Consider the following 19,273-nt stretch of genomic DNA (forward strand, 5'->3'; position numbering starts at 1 on the left):
AACGATAACCCGAAACGCCCACAAAATCGAACATTTGTTCGTGCAAGCTACGAATATTAGCCCGGTCGCCATGGGCTCCACCACGCCGGCCCGACGACAGGGGCGCAACCCACCGGCGCCCGGCGCCACGATAGCCGCAGCCGCAGCCGCAGCCGCAACTGTGTTCATGACCAGGAGAGCATGACCAGAATGGCTAGATTGTGACCAAGGGGACGAGTCCGCCACCTCAGCGAAAGATCAAGGCCGGAGCACACACGCAGCGATGCCCGCGGAGACGAGTCAGTTGGCGGACCGCTCCAAATGCCGGTCGAGTCCACGTGCCTCAGAGCGTGTTTGAGATCGGGCTTTCGATCAGTGAGCCGCGTCCAGGCGCCCCCTGGCAAGGCAGAAGGCCGAAGCGATACCGGATGAGGTGTATCGGTTCGGCCGACAACGCGGCCAGGGGGCGCCTGGACGCGGCGAGCCGGAATGACGATCTCAAACGCGCTCTCAGGGACGGCAAGCAAGGCCAACCGCGCTTGAGCTGCGTTCTGAAACCGCCAAACCGCGGACCGTAACAGGACGCGACACGCCACCATGATGGCGGGCACGGGCAACCGACCGGCTGGCAACGGAGCCCGCCGAGGTATGCCCGCCATCAGGCGCAGCCAGTAATCATGATCAATTTAGTGTGACAAAAGCCGACGACACGCCATCCCGAGGATCAGTGCATCATCCGCGGGTCAACATAATGTTTGAACTCAAGCAGGTTATCCGCAGGGTCGCGCAGCACCACGGTCCGATGCTGTTCGACCAGCCCGGCGAAACGTACCTGTTCGCACTGGAAGACCGGCACCTTACGCAGTTCGATCAGGCGCAGGAGCGCGTCGAAGTCGGCACCGTCCCGGAATGTCACGCCGAAATGGCGCGGGTACAACGCCAGCTCGCCCGGTTCATAATCGGGGCTGAGGTGGCAGACAAGCTGGTCGCCGAAGAAGTCAAGCGTGATCCGGTCGGCATAGCGGCGGGCGAGCCGGCAGCCGAGCAGATCGACGTAGAATCGCTCGGCCAGCGCCAGGTCTGTCACGGGTATGGCGAGGTGAAAGGTATCAGCGGTGTTCCGCACGGTTCGCTCCCTGTTCGCCCGCCGGCTCGAAGGCCAGCAGCGTGTCCGACCGGAGCCCGAGCCGCAGCGTCTCCAGGCCCACGATGTCGGCCGCGTGTACGTTCCCGAGATTGGCCTCCGGACCGACCCGGCGGATGAAGTGGGCCTGCAGGATCTTGGTGGGAGCCTCGAACACAAGTCGATCCACTGGCACGTCGGAATCCAGGATGTCCTCGATCAGGCCGAACCGCAGCTGCCCGTCTGGCCGGCAGATGCCGCTGGTGCCGCTCTCGCGGGCTTCCAGAATCACCAGATGAGCGCCGGCATGCAGATCGGTCCGGATCGCCGCGAGCCACCGGGACGGTGACTGGCGCTCGGAACGTTCGGCGTCCTTGAACCCGACCTCGCTCAGCACGATGAACTCGTCGGCGAGCTTGGAAACATAACTCGCTTTCTCCTCGACGCCAAGGTCGATCGTCCCGTTCGACACCTCCACATACCGGCAGCCCTGCTCGTGGCACAGTCCCCGGAAATCGTCAAAACGGTTCTGCAGAATATGCTTTTCGAACAAGGTGCCACCGAAGAAGAAATCGATACCCAGAGTGCGCAGACAATTGATCTTGTTCGCGAGGCCGGCTGTCACGAGCGAGGTGCCCCACCCGAACTTCACGAGGTCGATATGATCACTAAAGCTGACAACAGCATCACAGAAGTAGCCGGTCGGCAGGCCATTGTCGATCACCAAGGTAATTCCACGGGAACGCGGTTTCGACTGGCGCGCGGGCAGCGCGAGAGCACTGATGATCATACTGCGGCCTCCTGGAGCGGTACTCGCCGATCGGGGATCCGGCAGGCGGGGCGAAATCACCACGCGCGCCAAATGCCACCCCACCCTTCTCCCACTACATGAAAACGCCTTTAACGCCGCCTGTGAGCTTACTGAAAAGATCGGGCGGACAGCGTAATCCTACCGGTCGGGTAATCATGACCTGTCGACGGATCCATCAGTAAGCTCTCATCGAGTTCCGGGGTTTCGTTAACGTTGTTCGAGAAGGATGCGAGCGTGCCTGCTGTCCTTGGCAATCCTCGTTCGATGGATCTAGAAAAGCGGTCGTCCGCGGGCCGCCACCGCATGATCGATCTGGTGGAGGCTCGCAGCCGAGATCATCCCCATCGCGTCTTTCTCACGGATGCGGGCAGTGGCCACAGCCTGCGCTACGGTGAACTCAACACGACGATACGTGACTGGTGGTCGGAACTCGACCGCGCCGGCTGTCGGCCTGGGCAGCGGGTGGCAATCGCCGTCTCCGACCCGGTGGACTTCGCCACCGCCTACCTCGCGGCTATCACCAGCGGGCGCCACGCCGTCCCGCTGAGCCCGAGCGCTCCCCCGGCGGAGCTGCGGCGGATACTTGCCCTGGCCCGGCCCGCCGCGGTGGTCACAGACCAGGGCCTGCCCCCAGCAGCTGGCGTCCAGCAGATCGCCCCGTGCCCAGCTCGGACCGGCTACCACGGTGTGGCTCCGGGGGGTGACGGTGGTGTGCTGTTGTCCACCTCAGGTACCACGGGTACCGCCAAACAGATCTTCCTGGCTGAGGCGCAGCTCAGCCACGTCGCGCACGCGGTGGCCGGCCACCACGCCCTCACCCGTGCCGACATCGGTTTCTGCCCGCTGCCTCTGTTCCACGTCAACGCCGAGGTGGTGGGGCTGCTCGCCACCCTGGTCGCGGGCGGCGCGATGGTGCTGGACACGCGCTTCCACCGGCGGGGATTCTGGCGGCGGATCGTCGAGCACAACGTGACCTGGATCAACGCCGTGCCGGCCATGGTGACGATCCTCGCCCGTGATCCGGATGCTGGGCAGGCGCGTTCGACCAGGGTGCGTTTTGTCCGGTCCGCGTCGGCGGCGTTGCCTGTCGCGGTGCTGCACGCGTTCGAGCAGGCCACCGGCATCGAGGTGCTGGAGACCTATGGCATGACCGAGGCGGCCAGCCAGATAACGGCCAATCCGCTGCGGGGAGTACGCAAGGCCGGCTCGGTCGGGCTACCGGTCGCCACCGAGGTACGCGTGGTCGACGAGGACGGGCAGGAATGCCCCGCGGGTGTCACCGGTCATGTCCAGATCCGCGGCGCAGGAGTGATCAGAGCGTATGTGGGCGAGGCGGGCAACGAACGGATCGACGTCCACGGTTGGCTGGATACCGGCGACCTGGGGTACCTCGACACAGATCGGTACCTGTTCCTGGTCGGCCGCACCGACGATGTGATTAACAGAGGTGGCGAGAAAATCTTCCCGCGGGAGGTCGAGGAAGTCCTCCTGGCCGATCCCCGAGTCAGCGCGGCCGTGGTTGTCGGCCGCCCCGATCCGGTCCTCGGACAGACGCCGGTTGCGCTGGTGGTACCGGCCACCGGGGCCGGCGAGGGCCTCGCCGCCGACTTGGCCGCCCGCTGTGAGTCAGCGCTGGACCGTTTCAAACGTCCCGTCACCATCGACCTTGTCGACGCGCTGCCGGTCGGGCCCACCGGCAAGGTGATGCGGCGGCTCGCCGGCAGCCGCCTCGATGGAAGCCGCCTCGATGGAAGCCGACGGCTGCGCGACCGGCTCGGCTGTACGAACGGACTCTCATGACGACAGCGACATCCAGCCCGGTACGGGCCGCCACCGAGGCGCCGGACGCCCTCCACCGGCCCCGAACGGCGCCAGCGGGAGCGGAAGCGGCCCCAACAGGGCCAGCGGAACCGGGGCCGCTGATCGGCAGTACAGCCGCCGCCAGCCGGCGGGCGCATCTTCACGACGTCGACCTGGTCCGTCTGCTGACCTTTGTCGCGGTGGTCGGCGTCCACACGACGGGCGGCACGAACCCGTTCCAGAGCGTCGGCGGCAACGCGGCACTCATGCTGCTGCACTTCACCCGTGAGGCGTTCTTCTTCCTCACCACCTTCGTGCTGTTCCACACCCATTACGACCGGCCGCTCGCGTTGGGCCGGTTCTGGCGGCGTCGTTTCCTGCTCGTCGGAGTGCCCTATGTGGTCTGGACCGTCGCCTATGCCAGCCCGGTGCTGGTACGGCAACTTGCCGACGGTCAGATATCCGCCTCCGCACGCACTCTCGGCTACGACTTAATCACCGGTGATGCCTGGTACCACATGTATTTCCTACTGGTCACGCTGCAGGTGTACCTGCTGTACCCGCTGCTGGCGCGTCTTGTGCGCCGCACGGCCGGCTACCATTGGCAGCTACTGGCAGGAAGCGCCCTGCTCCAGATCGCGACTCTGGCGGAGGTCCGCTACGGCCGGCCGTGGCCCGGGGTGGCCGGCATACTGGAACAGCACTGCCACGAGCTGTTCGCGATGTACCAGTTCTGGCTTGTCGCCGGTGCGCTGGCCGCGGTCCACGGCGATCGCTTCCGTGACTGGATGAGCCGGCACATCGTGCTCACGATGCTGAGCGCGGCGCTGGCCGCGGGCGCCGCCGAGCTCTGCTACACGATCGCACGCCACCATGGACAAGCACCATTTGACGCCGCATCGGTCTTTCAGCCCATTATGGTGCCATGGGGGGTAACGAGCATCATGGCCCTGTTCGCCCTGGGCGCGATATGGGAACACAAACGGCGGCCAGGACGTCTGGACTCGCTCATGCGCAGGGGTTCGGAGCTGTCCTTCGGCATCTATCTCGTCCATCCGGCCATCCTGCCGGGTGTGCTGGCTCTCCTTCCTCGCACACTTCCCCCGCCGTGGTCGACCTTGTCGGCGATGTCAGCGACGCTGTTCCTGTCGGCGGCGGTGGTTGCGCTCTGCCGGCCCACGCCGCTGAGCCTGGCGGTATCCGGCCGGCCCCGGCGACGACCAAGGCGCACCGGCGCGAAGACCGGCCCGAAGCGGCCCTCGGTTCCCGCGCCAACGGCATCGACGCGACCACGTTCTCTCGCGCCCGCGATCCGATCCTCCGATCAGTAACAGCCGGCCCGGCCGGACGATGACCTTCCGGCGCAAGAAACTCCTCCTGGCCACCCTGGCAGCGATGCTGCTCTTCGTGACGCTGACAGAACTCATCGCTCGTGCGGGCCACACAAAACCGGCCACGATAAGCATCTCGGCCGCCTCCAGCCAGTCGCCTTCGCCGTCGCGACGTGAAACCGGCACCGTCAGAACCGCCGCCCAGACGCTGATGAACCAGAGCACAAGAACGATCACGGTAAATGGATTGCGACGCATCTACCTGTTGCTGCGGCCGGTTCAATCCGTTGGCCGGCTGCCCTTGGTGATACTTCTGCACGGCCGCGGGCTGACGCCAGCCGCGATGGTGTCGTTGAGTGGGCTCGCTCCGCTCGTGGCCGAAGGCCGCGCGATCCTTGCCGTACCCACGGGCCTCGGCCTGTCCTGGAACGCCGGCGGCGATTGTTGCGGAACGGCGGGCCGTTCACGGCCGGACGACCCGGCCTTCGTGCACAACGTGGTTGCCGCGGTGCTGCACGGAGAGCAGATCGACACGAGCCGCATCTACCTCGTCGGCTACAGCAACGGTGGGAAGCTCGCCCTCCGGATGGCCTGTGAGGACCCTGCGGCGTTCGCCGGGATCGCGACCTACGGAGCGGTCCCGCTGGTGCCGTGCGCGCAGGGGGGCGCGGTGTCGGTGCTGCTCGCCGCCGGCACCGCCGACCAGGTGCTTCCCTACCAGGGAACGCGGCTGGCCCGGCCACCGCTGATGTCGGTGGCCGCGGCCGTCCAGCTCTGGCATGATCGGGACGGCTGCTCGGCACGGCCGACGACGACAGGCCGAGTGGGCCCGGCCGAGATCCTGACATGGCGCGAATGCCGGAACCACACCGCGGTTGCCACCGTCATTTATCACGATCTACCGCATGCCTGGCCGGCTCAGCCGCGGGTAGCGGCCGCGGCCAGCGCCGCCACCGTCATCTGGGATTTCTTCACCGGTCTGCCGGACGTACCGGCCCCGCCAAACCCACCCGCCGCCACGGTCGCTCGCGCCACCCATGGACCAGGGTGACTGCGGCTCGACGGATATCGGGCACCTACTCAGGCCGCGCACCCTGGGACTGCGGGATACGAGCCATTCATGATCACATGATTTTCAGCTGGCTACTAATCCGAAATGGGGTTACTGGACCGAAGGCAATCGCAATATAGCAGGTCAGGGCACGTGCTAAAGTCCAGTAGCCTAGATTCCCTTTAGTACGTATCGAGATGAGAAACGAAAATTCCGATCAGAATACGGCCGGCCAGCATTTCGCTTGGCGCGGAGAAATGACCGGACGAACCTCACGTTCCAGGATCCGCCGATGCAGCGCCCACATCTCACGATCACCCGCTTCAGCCGCCAGAAGGGTGCCGGTGTCGTACGTGACTCCACCTTCCTCCTCCGTCATCGGGATCTTCTCCCGACTCCGAGCCGATCGAGAATCTCGTCGGCCCGCCGCAGCGCGTCCGGGGGGATGGGGCCGTGCTCGGCTTCGTACTCACGGACGGCCGCAAGGCCCTCCTGGATGCCGATGTGGTGATCGATCACCTGTGACATCCAGGCCGACAGGCTGACCCCCTTGGCCGTCGCCGCCGCCCGTGCAGCCGTGAGGACACGTTCGTCCAGGGATGGGGCCAGGGCACGCGCCTCGCGTCATCGCTCCCCGTCCATCGCTGCGCGATGCACGGGTACCCCGGCTCATCGGTCGCCACCCAACACCTCCGGTGGCTCCCCGCGCCGCCTCGCGATGCACGGATGCACGGATGCACGGACCCCAGCCCCGCTCGTTGACCCACTCCCCTGTTGCCGGACGCTCTGAGCCCGGCAGGAACGGAGCCGCCAGGAAGTGGCCCGGACGGATCAACGCAGGCGCCGGGCCACCTCGGTCGCCCAGTACGTCAGGATGATGTCCGCGCCCGCCCGGCGGACAGCCGTCAATGTCTCGGTGATGGCGCGCTCCCGGTCGATCCAGCCGTTCGCCGCCGCGGCCTCAACCATCGCGTACTCGCCGGACACCTGGTAGGCGGCAACCGGCACGTCCACAGCGGCGGCGACCGCCGCCACAACATCGAGATAGGCCAACGCCGGCTTCACCATCACGGCGTCCGCGCCCTCGATGAGGTCGAGGGCGACTTCGCGCAGTGCCTCACCGGCCGAGCGGGCCGGGTCCTGCTGGTAGCCGGCACGGTCCCCGAAGCGCGGCGTGCACTCGGCCGCGTCCCGGAAGGGGCCGTAGAAGGCCGAGGCGTACTTCGCCGAGTAGGCAAGGATCGGTATCTCCGAGTACCCGCCCGCGTCGAGTGCCACGCGAATCGCGCCCACCTGGCCGTCCATCATTCCGCTCGGCGCGACCACCTCAGCACCCGCATGGGCCTGAGCCAGCGCGATCGAGCCGTACCGCGCCAGAGTCGCGTCGTTGTCGACCTCGCCGTCCTCGGTCAGCAGACCGCAGTGGCCGTGGTCGGTGTACTCGTCCAGGCACAGGTCCGTCATGATCACAATGTCGCCACCGACCTCGGCGACAAGATCGGCAAGGGCCAGCTGCACGATGCCAGACGGATCATCCGCGGCCGAACCACGCCCGTCCTTGTTCGCGGGGATGCCGAAGAGGATCAACCCGCCGACGCCGGCCCGAGCCGCCTCGGACGCGGCCTTGCGCAGCGACTCCCGGGTGTGCTGCACGACACCAGGCATCGAGGCGATGGGCGTCGGGGCGTCGATGCCCTCCTTGACGAACAGCGGAAGCACGAGGTCGGCCGGATGCAACCGCACATCGGACACCAACCGGCGCAGGGCCGCGCCGCGGCGCAGCCGGCGGGACCGGGCCAGCGGGAAGGCGACGCGATCACCAACGATATGATCAGCAGCGCCCGGCAGCCCGGTCACCGCCGGGAACCACGCCGGGCCTTGGGCAGCCGGGCGGCGAGCGGACCGACCTTGCCCAGTTCCTCACGGTGCTCGGCGGCGAAGTCCGCCAGCGCCTGCACCAGCGACGGGATGGTCGCCTCTGCCGCCTGGACGTCGACCCGCAGACCCAGCTCGGCCGCGGTGGCCGCGGTCTGCGGTCCGATCACCGCGATCACGGTGGTCTCGTGCGGCTTGCCGGCGATCCCGACCAGGTTGCGCACGGTCGAGGAGGACGTGAACACCACGGCATCCACCCGACCGCCCTTGAGCGCCTCCCTGATCGGAGCCGGCGGCGGCGCGGCGCGCACCGTGCGGTAGGCCGTGACGTCGTCGACGTTCCAGCCCCGGTCCTTCAGACCCGCGACCAGCGTCTCGGTAGCGATGTCGGCCCGGGGCAGCAGCACCCGGTCGAGCGGGTCGAACACGTCGTCGTACTCGGGCCAGTCCGCCAGCAGCCCCTCACTGGACTGCTGGCCGGAAGGAACAAGATCTGGCCGGATGCCGAAGGCACGCAGCGCGTCCGCGGTCGCCTCACCGATCGCGGCCACCTTGACACCGGCAAACGCGCGGGCGTCCAGGCTGCGTTCCTCGACCTTCTCCTGGACGGCACGGACCGCGTTGACAGAGGTGAAGGCGACCCACTGGTAACGGCCGGACACCAGGCCGGTGATCGCGCGCTCCATCGGGGCGGCTGTCCGCGGTGGTTCCACCGCGATCGTCGGCACCTCCAGCGGGCTTGCGCCGTGCGAGCGCAACAGATCCGAAAGGATGGCCGCCTGCTCCTTGGTCCGCGGCACCAGAACCGTCCAGCCGAACAGTGCCCGCGACTCCCACCAGGACAGCTTGCCCCGGGCCGCGACCGCGGCCCCGATCGCCATCACGACACAGGGTGCGTTCGCGATGACGGGCGCCGCATCGGCCTCGATCCGGTCCAGCGTCGAGGAAACCGTCCGCTGGTCGGTGGTGGTGCCGTCCACCGTCACAGCGACGGGTGTGTCGCCCGGTCGGCCCTGCTCGACAAGCGCCGCCGCGACCTTGCCGACCTCGTTCGAGACCGCCGTCATCACCAGGGTGCCGGGTGCCTGCGCGAGGGAGACCCAGTCGATGTTCGCGCCGGGCGCGCCCGTGAGCCCCAGGCCCGCGCCGATCCCGCCGATCCCGAGCGACGCGCCCAGCGGTGGCGCCGTCAGGCCCGGACCACCGAGCGCCGTTCCACCCACGCCGGAACCACCCACGCCGGAACCACCCAGGTCGGCCAGGCCACGCCCGCCGAGGCGGCTGGCCCCGTACGTCGCCGCGCCCAACGCCATACCCGGGGTGTCCGCCGACGGGGCGATGGTCGGCTGCACCCCGCTGGCGGAGAACACTCCCGCCGTGCTCGCGAAGGTGACCGGAAGCCCGGGGGCGACCCCCGAGTAGGCGGCGACCGCGGCGCCGGTCAGGATCCCGGGCACCACCCGGAAGGGAATCTTGGCCTTGGCCAGCGCCTGCGCGTCGGCAGCACCGATCCCGGTGAGCCATGGATCCGACGCGTACAGCCGGACGACCCGTTCCCCCGCCCGGGCCCGCGCGACGACCGCGGCGGTTGCCGCGTCCGCGTCCATGATTGGTTTCACCAGTGCGGAATCGCCGATACGCAGCACCTCGCCGGGAAGCTTCGCGACAATCTCAGCAGCGACATCGGGATCAACGATTACCGAATCGGCGGCGGCCAGCGTCTCCGTGGCGAGAACGGTCAGCAGGTCAGGATCGCGCGGGCCGGCTCCAACGAGAGCGACTGGGATCAGGGGCTTCTTCGTGCGGCGGGTGGCCATGATCAGAAATTTCCCATCAACGTCTGTGCTCCAGCGGACAACATCTCGTCCGCGAGGCGCTCTCCCAGCGCCTCCGGGTGGTCAGCGGGCCCGGTGACCACGCGCCGGAGAACACCGTTCCCCTCCGGCGACGCAACCACCGCCCGTAGCCGGATGGCACCGGCGGCCATTGCTCCATCGGGCGTCACCGCAACGTCGGCAAGAGCGCCGACCGGTGCGCTACAACCGGCCTCGATGGCAGCCAGATAAGCACGCTCGGCAGCGACAGCAGTGCGCGACAGTGGGTCGTCCAGCGCAAACCGTAGCAGCTCGGCGAGAGTGCCTTCACGTCGGTACAGGTCGACCCGATTGACAATGCCGTCAAGGGCGTCAGGATCACCCACGCACTCGATCGCCAGCGCACCCTGCCCAGCGGCTGGCAGCATCACATCCGCATCCAGCACCTCGGTCACCGCGTCCAGCCGGTCCAGCCGGTCCAGCCCGGCATGGGCGAGCACAACCGCGTCGACCGCTCCGTCGATCGCCTTCTTTATTCGGGTATCGACATTACCTCGGATCGGGACGACATTCAGCCCGAGCCCGAGGGCCCGCAGCTGCGCCGCCCGCCGGGGCGAGCCGGTACCAACCCTGGTCCCGGGCCCGAACTCGGCCAGCATCCGGCCGCTCGGCGCGACGATGACATCACGGGGATCCGCGCGCGGCGGAACGGCCGCGATCACAAGTCCGTCCGGTGTCGCCGTCGGCAGATCCTTCAGCGAGTGGACGGCAAGATCAATTTTGCCGGCCACCAGCGCTTCGCGCAGCGCGCTCACGAATACGCCAGTCCCGCCGAGCTGGCTGATCGCCTCCTGGGAGCTGTCTCCAGCGGTCACGATGCGCACCAGCTCGACCTGGCGGCCCAGCCGTTCCCGCAGCCAGCCCGCCACCGTGGCGGACTGCGCGATGGCCAGCGCCGAGCCCCGCGTGCCCAGCCGCAGCACATCCCCCCGCCCATCGCCGCCCAGGACGGGCCCAGCGCCCGCTGTCCGACCCGGCCGGAGCTTCCCGCTCGTCATGGTGCCTCTCGTAGATCAGGTGCGGATACGACGGCCGGCGCTTCCCGAGGGAGGTCGAACAGCTCACGCAGTGCCTCGGCATAGGTGTCGCCCCCAGGGGAGGCGGCGAGCTGTTGCACCCGCACGGTCGGCGCATGCAACAGCTTGTCCGCCACCCGCCGCACCGTCCCCTCCACCAGCGCCCGGTCCCGGGGAGAAAGATCTGGCAGGCGGGTCTGCAGCCGGTCGAGCTCATCGCGGACGACAGCGGCGGCCTGCGCCCGAAGCGCCACGACAGTCGGCGCGACGCGGTGCGCACGACATCGATCAAGATAGGCGCCGACCTCGGAGGCCACCAGCGCCCGTACCGACTCGACGTCGCTGGCAACCTGCCGCCCGTCGAGGGCGGTCCGCAGGGTGTCGAGATCGATCAGGGTGACGCCCGGAAGATCACAAACGGTCACGTCGACGTCCCGGGGAAGAGCGAGGTCCAGCAGAACCAGCGGCCGCCCTCCCCTGCGGGCCATCGACTCGGCGATCGTCTGGCGGGTCAGGATAAGCCCGGCCGCCCCTGTCGACGTGATCACCAGGTCGGCCCGGTCCAGCTCCAGCGCCACCTGCGTGAGCCCGACCAGCTCAGCCGCGTAGGCCTCGACTATTCGTCGAGCTCGTGCCGGGGTGCGGTTCGCGACCACGAGATCGGCCGCGCCTGCCCGCCGCGCCACCGCCGCAGCCAGAGATCCCACGGCCCCCGCTCCCACCAGCAGGACCCGACGGCCGGCAAGCGCGTCGATCGCGGGCATGTCGATCACGGGCAACGTGCCGGCCGGCGCCACCCGATCCGCGGCATCCAGCGACCTGGCACCCAGCGTGGGCCCGGGCGCCGACGCGCTCCCCGTCGTGCCCGCCAAGCCGGGCTGGACGGTCGCCATCGCCTGCCACCCGGCCGCGGCCATGTGTATCCCCACCGAGACGATCGATGCTCCAGCCGAACCGATCTCGGTCTCGCTGTGCGCACGCTTGCCCACGCGCAACGCCGTCTGGAACAGACCGCCGAGGGTGGCTCCGGCGCTGGCCTCGAGCTGGGCCGCCCGGAAGGCCGCGCGCACCTGCCCGAGGATCTGCGCCTCCCCCACCAGCATCGAATCGAGGCCACAGACGACCGAGAACAGGTGGCTCACAGCCCGCGCCTCATGATGGACGTACAGGTGCGGAGCAAGATCCGACAGTTCTGTCCCGGTGATCCGGGTGAGCTGGTCGGACACGTCCGCGACGCCACCGTGGAAGGTCTCCACCTCGGCGTAGATCTCGGTGCGGTTACAGGTCGACAGCACCACGGCCTCGGCGACGCACGCGGCCTGGCACAGATCGCGGAGCACCTTCGGGACATCGTCATCGGTGACGGCAGCCATCTCCAGGATGGACGTCGGTGCCGTCCGGTGATTGAGCCCCACGGCAAGCAGGCTCATGCTCCGTCCCCTCCGGTGGTACCCACAAACGGGCTGCCACCGCGGGTGCGCCGCGGTGTCGGCTCGGCGGGGGTGCGGGTCATGAGCACGATCCGGGAATCGACGGGCTCGCCCTGGCCGCCGGCGCCGCTGACGGGTGCGCCCACGTCGTCCCTCACGGCAAGGTCGTCTTTTACAGCACGGTCATCCGTTGCGCAAACGGGGCGTTTCCGGGCCTCGTGAAACGAGAGAATCTGCAGTTCCACTGCAAGATCAACCTTACGCACGTCCACTCCCACCGGTACCGACAGCACGATCGGCGCGAAATTGAGAATGCTTGTGACCCCTGCGGCGACAAGACGGTCACAGACAGCCTGTGCGGCGGCCGCCGGTGTGCAGATCACGCCGATGGTGACCTGATTCCCCTCGACAAGGGCCTCCAGCTCGTCGAGGGGACGCACCACAACGCCGCCGATCGATTCGCCGATCCGGCAGGGATCCACGTCAAGTAACGCGACCACGCGAAACCCCCGGGACTGGAACCCGCCGTATCCCGCGAGCGCGTGGCCGAGATTGCCGACCCCGACCAGCAGCACCGAACGGTCCTCGGTCAGGCCGAGCTCAGCGGCGATGCGGCCAAGGAGAAGAGCCACACCGTAACCGACGCCACGCGTTCCGTACGAACCAAGATGAGACAGATCCTTACGCACCTTCGCCGAGGTCACGCCGGCCGCTGAAGCGAGCGTCTCGGACGACACCGTATGCACCCCCCGGTCGGCGAGCGAGGTAAGAACCCGCAGGTAGAGCGGAAGTCTGGCGACTGTTGCCGCTGGCACTGGCGAGCGAGCACGGACGGCCGACACTGCCCGGCGAAGCTCAGTCATGTACGACTCCCGCACCGCTTGAGGCGCCCGGCTGCCGGCGGCGCCTGCCGTCCGCCCCTCGCGGTGCTGCACGGTCGAACGACGCCGGTAGACGACTGTCCGGGTGAGTTTACGACTTCGTGAAGGCGTTCACGAAGTTGATGTGATCTTGTGCTCAGCCGGCCGGCGACCCGCCAGCGAGCCCGGGGCCCGCACATCGTCGGCGGCTATGCGCGGGAAGACCATCCCCAGCGACCGCCGGTCAACGCACGCCGAAGACGCGCCTCCTCGACCCGCCAATACCCGTGCTCCCGGCCATCCACAAGAATCACCGGCACCCGGTCACCGTAAGCATCGAGCAGATCAGCCCGCGTATCGACATCGACCTCCTGCCAGCCGGCCCCGACATCATCGGCCACCCGAGCGACCGCGATTCGCGCGTCCTCACAGAGATGGCAGCCGGCCCGGGTCACCAGGGTGATCCGGACGCTTCCCCGCTGGCCGCTCACGGCAGGGCACCAGCTCGGGCCGCGCCGGCCCGTAACGCCACTCCGGCTGTCAGGCCCCGGGCTGTCAGGCCCCGCCCCGGCAAGGCGGATCTTTCTAAATAACACGACCTAATCACAAAGGCACTTCCTCGTGACGCATGGGACAACCACACATCTTCACCTTGCCATGCACGCCTGGTACCGGATCGTTAGCTAGACTCGGCTGTCCAGGGTCCCTGATGGTCGTCGCCGGAGGCGCGAGAAAACCATGATCGCGCCTTTTCCGGCCAGGCCGCCCCGATGCGACGGGCGTCCGGATGATCCCGGGCCTGAACGGGTCACGCTCTACCTCGCTCAGCCTCGTTACCTCACTCAGCCTCGTTGATCCTTCGGAGCCAGTATGCCCGCCGCCCTGTCCCAGGCATACCGGGGACGTGGACGGCCACGGGCCCCGCTGCGGTTCATGCGCGGATCCCCGCCATGAACCGGTCCTGGTCGTGCCCTGCTCCCGGCCCCATCGGCCTGGCCTCGCTGCGTGCCGAGATCTCATCGATGGCGAACACCCCGCACGCGGCCATGCTGGGCGGGCCGCTACGGGCCAGCTCGGCCGCGGGGGGATCGGCCAGCCCGTCCGGCATCCGGCCGGCATCCCCGGATCACCATGGCGGTCACCATGCCTCCGAGCTGGCCGATCCACCGCCATCCCAGCATTCCCCGCAGCCAGAAACGGACATCACCGATCTCGTGCGCCGCGCGCAGGAGGGGGATAACGAGGCCTTCGGCCGGCTGTATGACTCCTACCTGGAGCTGGTCTTCCGCTATGTGTTCTACCGGGTCGGCAGCCGGGCGATGGCCGAGGACATCGTCAGCGAGACGTTTCTGCGCGCGCTGCGCGGCATCAGGACCTTCACCTGGCAGGGCCATGACATCGGCGCATGGTTCATCACAATCGCCCGGAACCTGATAATTGACCACAAAAAGTCACGCCGGACCCGCATGGAGTTCCCCACCGATGACATCCTGGCGGCCGCGGACACGCAGCTTGTCTCCGGGCCGGAGGAGTCGGTCCTGGCCGGCGTCACGAACAGGGAGCTGCTCGACGCCGTCCAGGCCCTCAACCCCGAGCAGCGGGAATGCGTCGTGCTGCGCTTCCTGGAGGGGCTCTCCGTACGGGAGACAGCATTGGCGATGAGCAAGAACGAAGGCGCGGTCAAGGCACTTCAATACCGGGCTGTCCGGTCCCTGGCTCGCTATTTCGCGGCGGATACCGCCCCGTAGGCCCGGCCCCGCCGGATCGGTTTCGTCATGCATCCAGCATCCAGCGGGAACCGGGCGAGTTCAAACGGTCGTTGCGACCCGTCCCATCCTGCTGGCTAGTTTGGGGGTACAGGGTACACATCGCTCCAAGGGGGTCACCGACAGCATAAAAAAAGATCTTTTTAATATCGGCTACGCGCAGGTGATATTTGATCGCCGAAACTCCGATCTCCGCCTGTAGCTGAATCCAGCCTTGCTGAGTGCCGAGTTCGGGGTGTGTCCGCGGCCCGTGCGGCGCGCCCGCCGGGGCCAGAACCACAGCGCGCGAAGCCGAGATCCCGCAGCAGCCCGCCGTGAATATCGCGCCCTCCAGGGCGTGTCCCAAAAGCCATCTGTCCGGCTCACCACGCCCAGGCGGCCCCTGGCCGCGTTCTCGGCGACACCGATACAGCTCATCCGGTACCGGTGTGGCCCGCGGCCTTGCCAGGAACCGCCTGAACGCGGCTCCCTGATTGCACGACGACTTCCGGAACACGCCGTAACGCCACGGGACGGATCATCGGCGGCGTCGATGTCGTCCAACAGCTGCTGGGAACCTGGCGACGGCCGGCGCCGAGTGCCGCCGCACAGCCGCAGCGCACCGTACGCTTCCCAGGTCGCAGTGACAGCGTGGCCCTCCCGTGGGCCGTGGACGTCCAGGAGATCACGATGCGGTTTCGATCACGCCCGGTACGGACAGCTGACGACCGCGCCCGCAGAGCCGATGCCGAAGCAGCCGCGACCGCGGCGCTCAAGGCGGCCGCCGAGTCCGCGGCCAAGGCGCCACCCGACCCGACCGCGGCCGCCTTCTTCGATGTGGACAACACCATGATGATGGGAGCGTCCATCTTCTACTTCGCCCGCGGGCTTGCCGCGCGCGACTTCTTCCAGTCCCGGGAGCTGCTGAAGTTCGGCTGGCAGCACGTGACCTACCGGGTCCGAGGGCTGGAGAACACCGATGGGATGCGCGACGTCAAGGAGACCGCACTCGCCTTCGTCGCCGGCCGCGAAGTCGCCGAGATCGTCCGCTTCGGCGAAGAGATCTACGACGAGCGGATGGCGGAGCGCATCTACTCGGGTACTCGCGCGCTGGCCGAGCAGCACCTCGACGCAGGCCAACGCGTGTGGCTCGTCACCGCCACACCGGTCGAGCTGGCGGCTGTCATCGCCAGGCGGCTCGGCCTCACCGGTGCGCTCGGAACGGTCAGCCAGGTCGCGGCCGGGCGTTATACCGGCCATCTCGTCGGTGATCCACTACACGGGCCGGCCAAGGCAGCCGCGGTGCAGGCCCTGGCCGAACGCGAGCAGCTGGATCTGTCCCGGTGCTGGGCGTATTCGGACTCCATCAACGATCTGCCCATGCTGTCGCTGGTCGGCCATCCCGTGGCAATCAACCCAGACCCTGACCTGAAGGCCGTCGCCCGTGAACGCGACTGGCCGATCAAGGACTTTCGTACCGCGCGCAAGGCCGCCCGTATCGGAGTGCCCACAGCGGCCGGTATGGGGGCGCTGGCCGGAAGTGTCGCGGCCGGCATGGCGCTGCGCCGTCGATACAGCGACGCGGCCGGCTGACCCTGGCCGCGGGCACTCCCACCGCCCATCACCGCCCATCACCGCCCGCCACCCGCCGCCATACTGACCGATGCCACAGCCACAGCCACAACCGACAGCGTCGTCAGCGGCGGCCACTCGGCATACCGGGATCTCTCGGCGTACCGAGCCGGGTGGGCCGCGGCGGGCTGGGCGGCGTGCCACGGGTCACAACAACGATGGTCACAACCGAGGCCAGCTCGAGCGCGGCCAGCCAGCTCGCCAGAAAAACATCATCGACCGCGGCCAGCAGGCCAACCACGGCGGTTACTGACAGCAGGTAAACGAATACGAAACAGCGGGCCACCCACGTCCGCCTGGATCCCCTGAAACGTCCGGTCGCCTGGGAAAAACCATGAGCGCGAGGTCGGTCCGCAGTCGTCATGTGTCAGAAGAATACCGATCGACGCTGCATCAGGAGTCCGTAGAGAGAATGTTGGATCGTCTCCCGGATACGATCGGTGAGTTCGAACACCAACATCGGGTCCTCGGCCGCCGCCGGGGTCAGCGATTCGGTGTCCACGGGCTCACCGAACTCGATGAGCCATTTCGACGGAAGAGGCAGCAGCCCGAACAGCCCGAACCAGGGAAAAGTGGGGGTGATCGGCAGGTAGGGCAGCCCGAGCAGCCGGGCCAGCATCCGGAGATTCCCAATCATGGGATAAATTTCCTCGGCTCCGACGATGGTGCAGGGAATAATGGGGACCCCGGCTCGCAAAGCGGCCGAGACAAACCCGCCACGACCGAAGCGCTGGAGCTTGTACCGCTCGCTGAACGGTTTCCCGATTCCCTTGAAGCCTTCCGGCCACACCCCGACCAGGTGGCCGCCCGCAAGCAGCCGTTCCGCGTCCGGCTGGCAGGCCAGGGTGTTACCCGTCTTGCGTGCGACCGGCGCGAGAAACGGGACGGCGAACACCAGATCCGCGGCGAGCATCCGCAGGTGTCGATGGGCCGGATGATGGTCCATGATTGCCAGCGCGGTCATCATCGCGTCCAGCGGCACCGTACCCGAATGGTTGGCCACGATGAGCGCGCCACCGGTGTCCGGAACGTTCTCCAGCCCCCGGGTCTCGACCCGGAAGTAGTTCTGGTAGATCGGCCGGAGCAACGGCGCGATGACGTTCTCGGTAAGATCCTCGTCGAAGCCGTGCTCGTCGACCACGTAGTCGCCAGTGATCCGTCGCCGCAAAAACGCGAGGAAACCCGCGAGAGCCTGCTCGAGGCTGCCCGCATCGGCCAACGGTTCGGCGGGCAGCATCGATGCGGGGGCCATACCCAAGTCTCCCGCCGGATCGCTCTCGCCGCCCGCGGCGCGGCCGGCTCCCGCGGCGCGGCCGTCAGCTCCCCACCACCGTCCCGGGCGCCGCGCGCGGACCCGTTCCGACCAGGCGTGACGTGATCCTCACCAACCGGGTCTGTCTTGGCCCGGCCTGCCTCGGCTGGGTCCGGGTCCGGGTGGGGATTGCCGGCCGCGGTCATGCGCTCGGTCGCAAGCACGTCGGCAATCGGCTCGTCCTCAACCGGGACCGTCTCGCCGCCCCGGTCGACGCCCGACGGGCCCTGCTGCCGGGAACGCCGCTGCGCGGCAGCCCCCGTCCTGGCACGCCCGTCCTTACTCCCAAGCTGGATGATCCGCGCTTCGCTCACACCAGTGACCGCCTTTTCACCAGACCTGCCCCGCGCCCGCGGGCTGCCAGGGTTCCTCAGCCGTTGAGATGCGCCTGCCGAGCCAGACCGAAAAAACATGACCATGCGACCGTCGCCCACCACGGACCCTGGCGGCCACCGTCCCCGGCAGCCGACGTCGCCCGCCGCACGGCTACCGCCGCGGGCGGCTCCGGGTCACGACGTCCCGACAAGCCTGCGCCGCGCCAGTACGCCCAACAAGCCGCGTTCGACCCGGATAACAGTCTCACGGTCGATCGCGAAACGCATCGGGCGATCTCGTACAAAGTCGTCGAATGTCTCCAGCGTCGTGAATCTCGGGACATAGCCGAATACCTGCTTCAAACGGGTCGTATCGACAGCACGGCCGTGCGCGAGGAAGCCGAGCTGCTCCGCGGAGAAGTCCAGCAGCCGGGACCGGCGAACCAGGTTTCCCAGCGTCACCACGGCGGGTGACGGCACCGGCAGCGGCGCCCGCCCCGCGCGCCGTACCGCTTGGGACAGCAGGAGGACGCCGTCCCCCGCCACGTTGAACGTGCCGGGATGATCCTCGATCGCGGCCCTCGTCAGCACACCGAGCGCGTCCTCACTGTGCAACAGCTGCAGGCGCGGGTCAAACCCGAGCACCGTCGGGACAACCGGTAGCTCGAGGTAACGGGTCAACGGGCTGTCAATTCCGGGGCCGACGATGTTCGTGAAACGCAGCACGCTGACAGTGACATCCGGCCGGCGCCGGCTGAAGCCTCGGACGTATCCCTCCACCTCGAAGGCGTCCTTGCTATAACCACCGCGGGGAAGAGCACGCGGTTCCATTTCTTCCGTGAACAAAGCCGGATCCCGGGGCGACGATCCGTAAATTGTGGTAGTGGACTTGACGATCACCTTTGTAACGCTCGGCGCCTTCTGGCAGGCCGCAAGCAGCTGCATGGTGCCGATGACGTTGATTTCCTTCATCGCGCTCCGGCCCCCGGCACCGAGCGGAGTCGCGATGACATTCAGATGAAGCACGGTGTCGACCGCGGCGGCGCCGATGACCTTCGCGATCAACGGATTACGGATGTCCGCGCGGACAAACTGCGTACACCCGAGATCGCCATGCGGT

At 67.8% G+C, this 19,273-nt stretch carries 17 protein-coding genes; 5 read left to right on the forward strand and 12 right to left on the reverse strand.

Features of this window, described 5'->3' with window-relative positions; translation table 11 throughout:
- Positions 1-703: 703 nt before the first annotated feature.
- Together MJ783_RS14080 and MJ783_RS14085 are read right to left on the reverse strand one after the other, a co-directional pair.
- The gene (locus tag MJ783_RS14080; protein ID WP_239310892.1) at positions 704-1,105 is read right to left on the reverse strand and encodes a VOC family protein; all 402 of its coding nucleotides are present in this window, start codon (positions 1,103-1,105) and stop codon (positions 704-706) included.
- A complete protein-coding gene (locus MJ783_RS14085; protein WP_239310893.1) occupies positions 1,089-1,892 on the reverse strand; it encodes a phosphosulfolactate synthase in 804 nt (267 codons plus the stop codon). Before MJ783_RS14085 ends, MJ783_RS14080 begins: the two co-directional genes overlap by 17 nt.
- 255 nt (positions 1,893-2,147) lie before the next feature.
- Here MJ783_RS14085 and MJ783_RS14090 point away from each other — a divergent pair, with 255 nt between their 5' ends.
- Genes MJ783_RS14090 through MJ783_RS14100 form a run of 3 tightly spaced genes read left to right on the forward strand, consistent with a single transcriptional unit; the run spans position 2,148 to position 6,095 of the window.
- On the forward strand, positions 2,148-3,713 hold the full coding sequence (locus MJ783_RS14090; RefSeq protein WP_239310894.1) for an AMP-binding protein: 1,566 nt from the start codon (positions 2,148-2,150) through the stop codon (positions 3,711-3,713).
- Entirely contained in the window at positions 3,710-5,044 is a 1,335-nt protein-coding gene (locus MJ783_RS14095) for an acyltransferase (protein WP_239310895.1), read from the forward strand. The genes MJ783_RS14090 and MJ783_RS14095 overlap by 4 nt, the downstream gene beginning before the upstream one ends.
- A 19-nt stretch (positions 5,045-5,063) precedes the next feature.
- On the forward strand, positions 5,064-6,095 hold the full coding sequence (locus tag MJ783_RS14100; RefSeq protein ID WP_239310896.1) for a PHB depolymerase family esterase: 1,032 nt from the start codon (positions 5,064-5,066) through the stop codon (positions 6,093-6,095).
- A gap of 375 nt (positions 6,096-6,470) precedes the next feature.
- Here the strand turns inward: MJ783_RS14100 and MJ783_RS14105 are convergent, their stop codons facing one another.
- The 7 genes from MJ783_RS14105 to MJ783_RS14135 all read right to left on the reverse strand — a co-directional run bounded on the left by MJ783_RS14105 (position 6,471) and on the right by MJ783_RS14135 (position 13,641).
- On the reverse strand, positions 6,471-6,614 hold the full coding sequence (locus MJ783_RS14105) for a hypothetical protein (protein WP_239310897.1): 144 nt from the start codon (positions 6,612-6,614) through the stop codon (positions 6,471-6,473).
- 312 nt (positions 6,615-6,926) lie between these two features.
- Positions 6,927-7,952, reverse strand: a complete 1,026-nt coding sequence (hemB, locus tag MJ783_RS14110; RefSeq protein ID WP_370651626.1) for a porphobilinogen synthase — start codon at positions 7,950-7,952, stop codon at positions 6,927-6,929.
- Complete coding sequence (locus MJ783_RS14115; RefSeq protein ID WP_239310898.1) at positions 7,949-9,787, reverse strand: uroporphyrinogen-III synthase; 1,839 nt, start codon at positions 9,785-9,787, stop codon at positions 7,949-7,951. The genes hemB and MJ783_RS14115 overlap by 4 nt, the downstream gene beginning before the upstream one ends.
- A 2-nt stretch (positions 9,788-9,789) precedes the next feature.
- A complete protein-coding gene (gene hemC, locus MJ783_RS14120) occupies positions 9,790-10,842 on the reverse strand; it encodes a hydroxymethylbilane synthase (protein ID WP_239310899.1) in 1,053 nt (350 codons plus the stop codon).
- A complete protein-coding gene (locus MJ783_RS14125) occupies positions 10,839-12,290 on the reverse strand; it encodes a glutamyl-tRNA reductase (protein ID WP_239310900.1) in 1,452 nt (483 codons plus the stop codon). Before MJ783_RS14125 ends, hemC begins: the two co-directional genes overlap by 4 nt.
- Positions 12,287-13,153, reverse strand: coding sequence for a redox-sensing transcriptional repressor Rex (locus MJ783_RS14130; protein ID WP_239310901.1), 867 nt, complete (start codon positions 13,151-13,153; stop codon positions 12,287-12,289). The genes MJ783_RS14125 and MJ783_RS14130 overlap by 4 nt, the downstream gene beginning before the upstream one ends.
- 206 nt (positions 13,154-13,359) lie before the next feature.
- Positions 13,360-13,641 (reverse strand): glutaredoxin family protein, encoded by a 282-nt coding sequence (locus MJ783_RS14135; RefSeq protein ID WP_239310902.1) that lies wholly within the window; start codon positions 13,639-13,641, stop codon positions 13,360-13,362.
- Positions 13,642-14,100: 459 nt separating this feature from the next.
- Here MJ783_RS14135 and MJ783_RS14140 point away from each other — a divergent pair, with 459 nt between their 5' ends.
- Together MJ783_RS14140 and MJ783_RS14145 are read left to right on the forward strand one after the other, a co-directional pair.
- Positions 14,101-14,898, forward strand: coding sequence for a sigma-70 family RNA polymerase sigma factor (locus tag MJ783_RS14140; RefSeq protein ID WP_239310903.1), 798 nt, complete (start codon positions 14,101-14,103; stop codon positions 14,896-14,898).
- Positions 14,899-15,585: 687 nt separating this feature from the next.
- On the forward strand, positions 15,586-16,488 hold the full coding sequence (locus tag MJ783_RS14145; protein WP_239310904.1) for an HAD family phosphatase: 903 nt from the start codon (positions 15,586-15,588) through the stop codon (positions 16,486-16,488).
- Between the two features lie 103 nt (positions 16,489-16,591).
- Here MJ783_RS14145 and MJ783_RS14150 read toward each other — a convergent pair whose 3' ends face one another.
- The 3 genes from MJ783_RS14150 to MJ783_RS14160 form a co-directional block, all read right to left on the reverse strand.
- Complete coding sequence (locus MJ783_RS14150) at positions 16,592-16,813, reverse strand: hypothetical protein (RefSeq protein ID WP_239310905.1); 222 nt, start codon at positions 16,811-16,813, stop codon at positions 16,592-16,594.
- A gap of 81 nt (positions 16,814-16,894) precedes the next feature.
- On the reverse strand, positions 16,895-17,779 hold the full coding sequence (locus MJ783_RS14155) for a lysophospholipid acyltransferase family protein (RefSeq protein ID WP_239310906.1): 885 nt from the start codon (positions 17,777-17,779) through the stop codon (positions 16,895-16,897).
- A 569-nt stretch (positions 17,780-18,348) separates the two neighbouring features.
- The coding region (locus MJ783_RS14160) for an NAD-dependent epimerase/dehydratase family protein (RefSeq protein ID WP_239310907.1) at positions 18,349-19,273 on the reverse strand (925 nt) is incomplete at its 5' end.

Origin of the sequence: Protofrankia sp. Cj3 (assembly GCF_917627355.1) — a bacterium.
Taxonomy (GTDB): Bacteria; Actinomycetota; Actinomycetes; order Frankiales; family Frankiaceae; genus Protofrankia.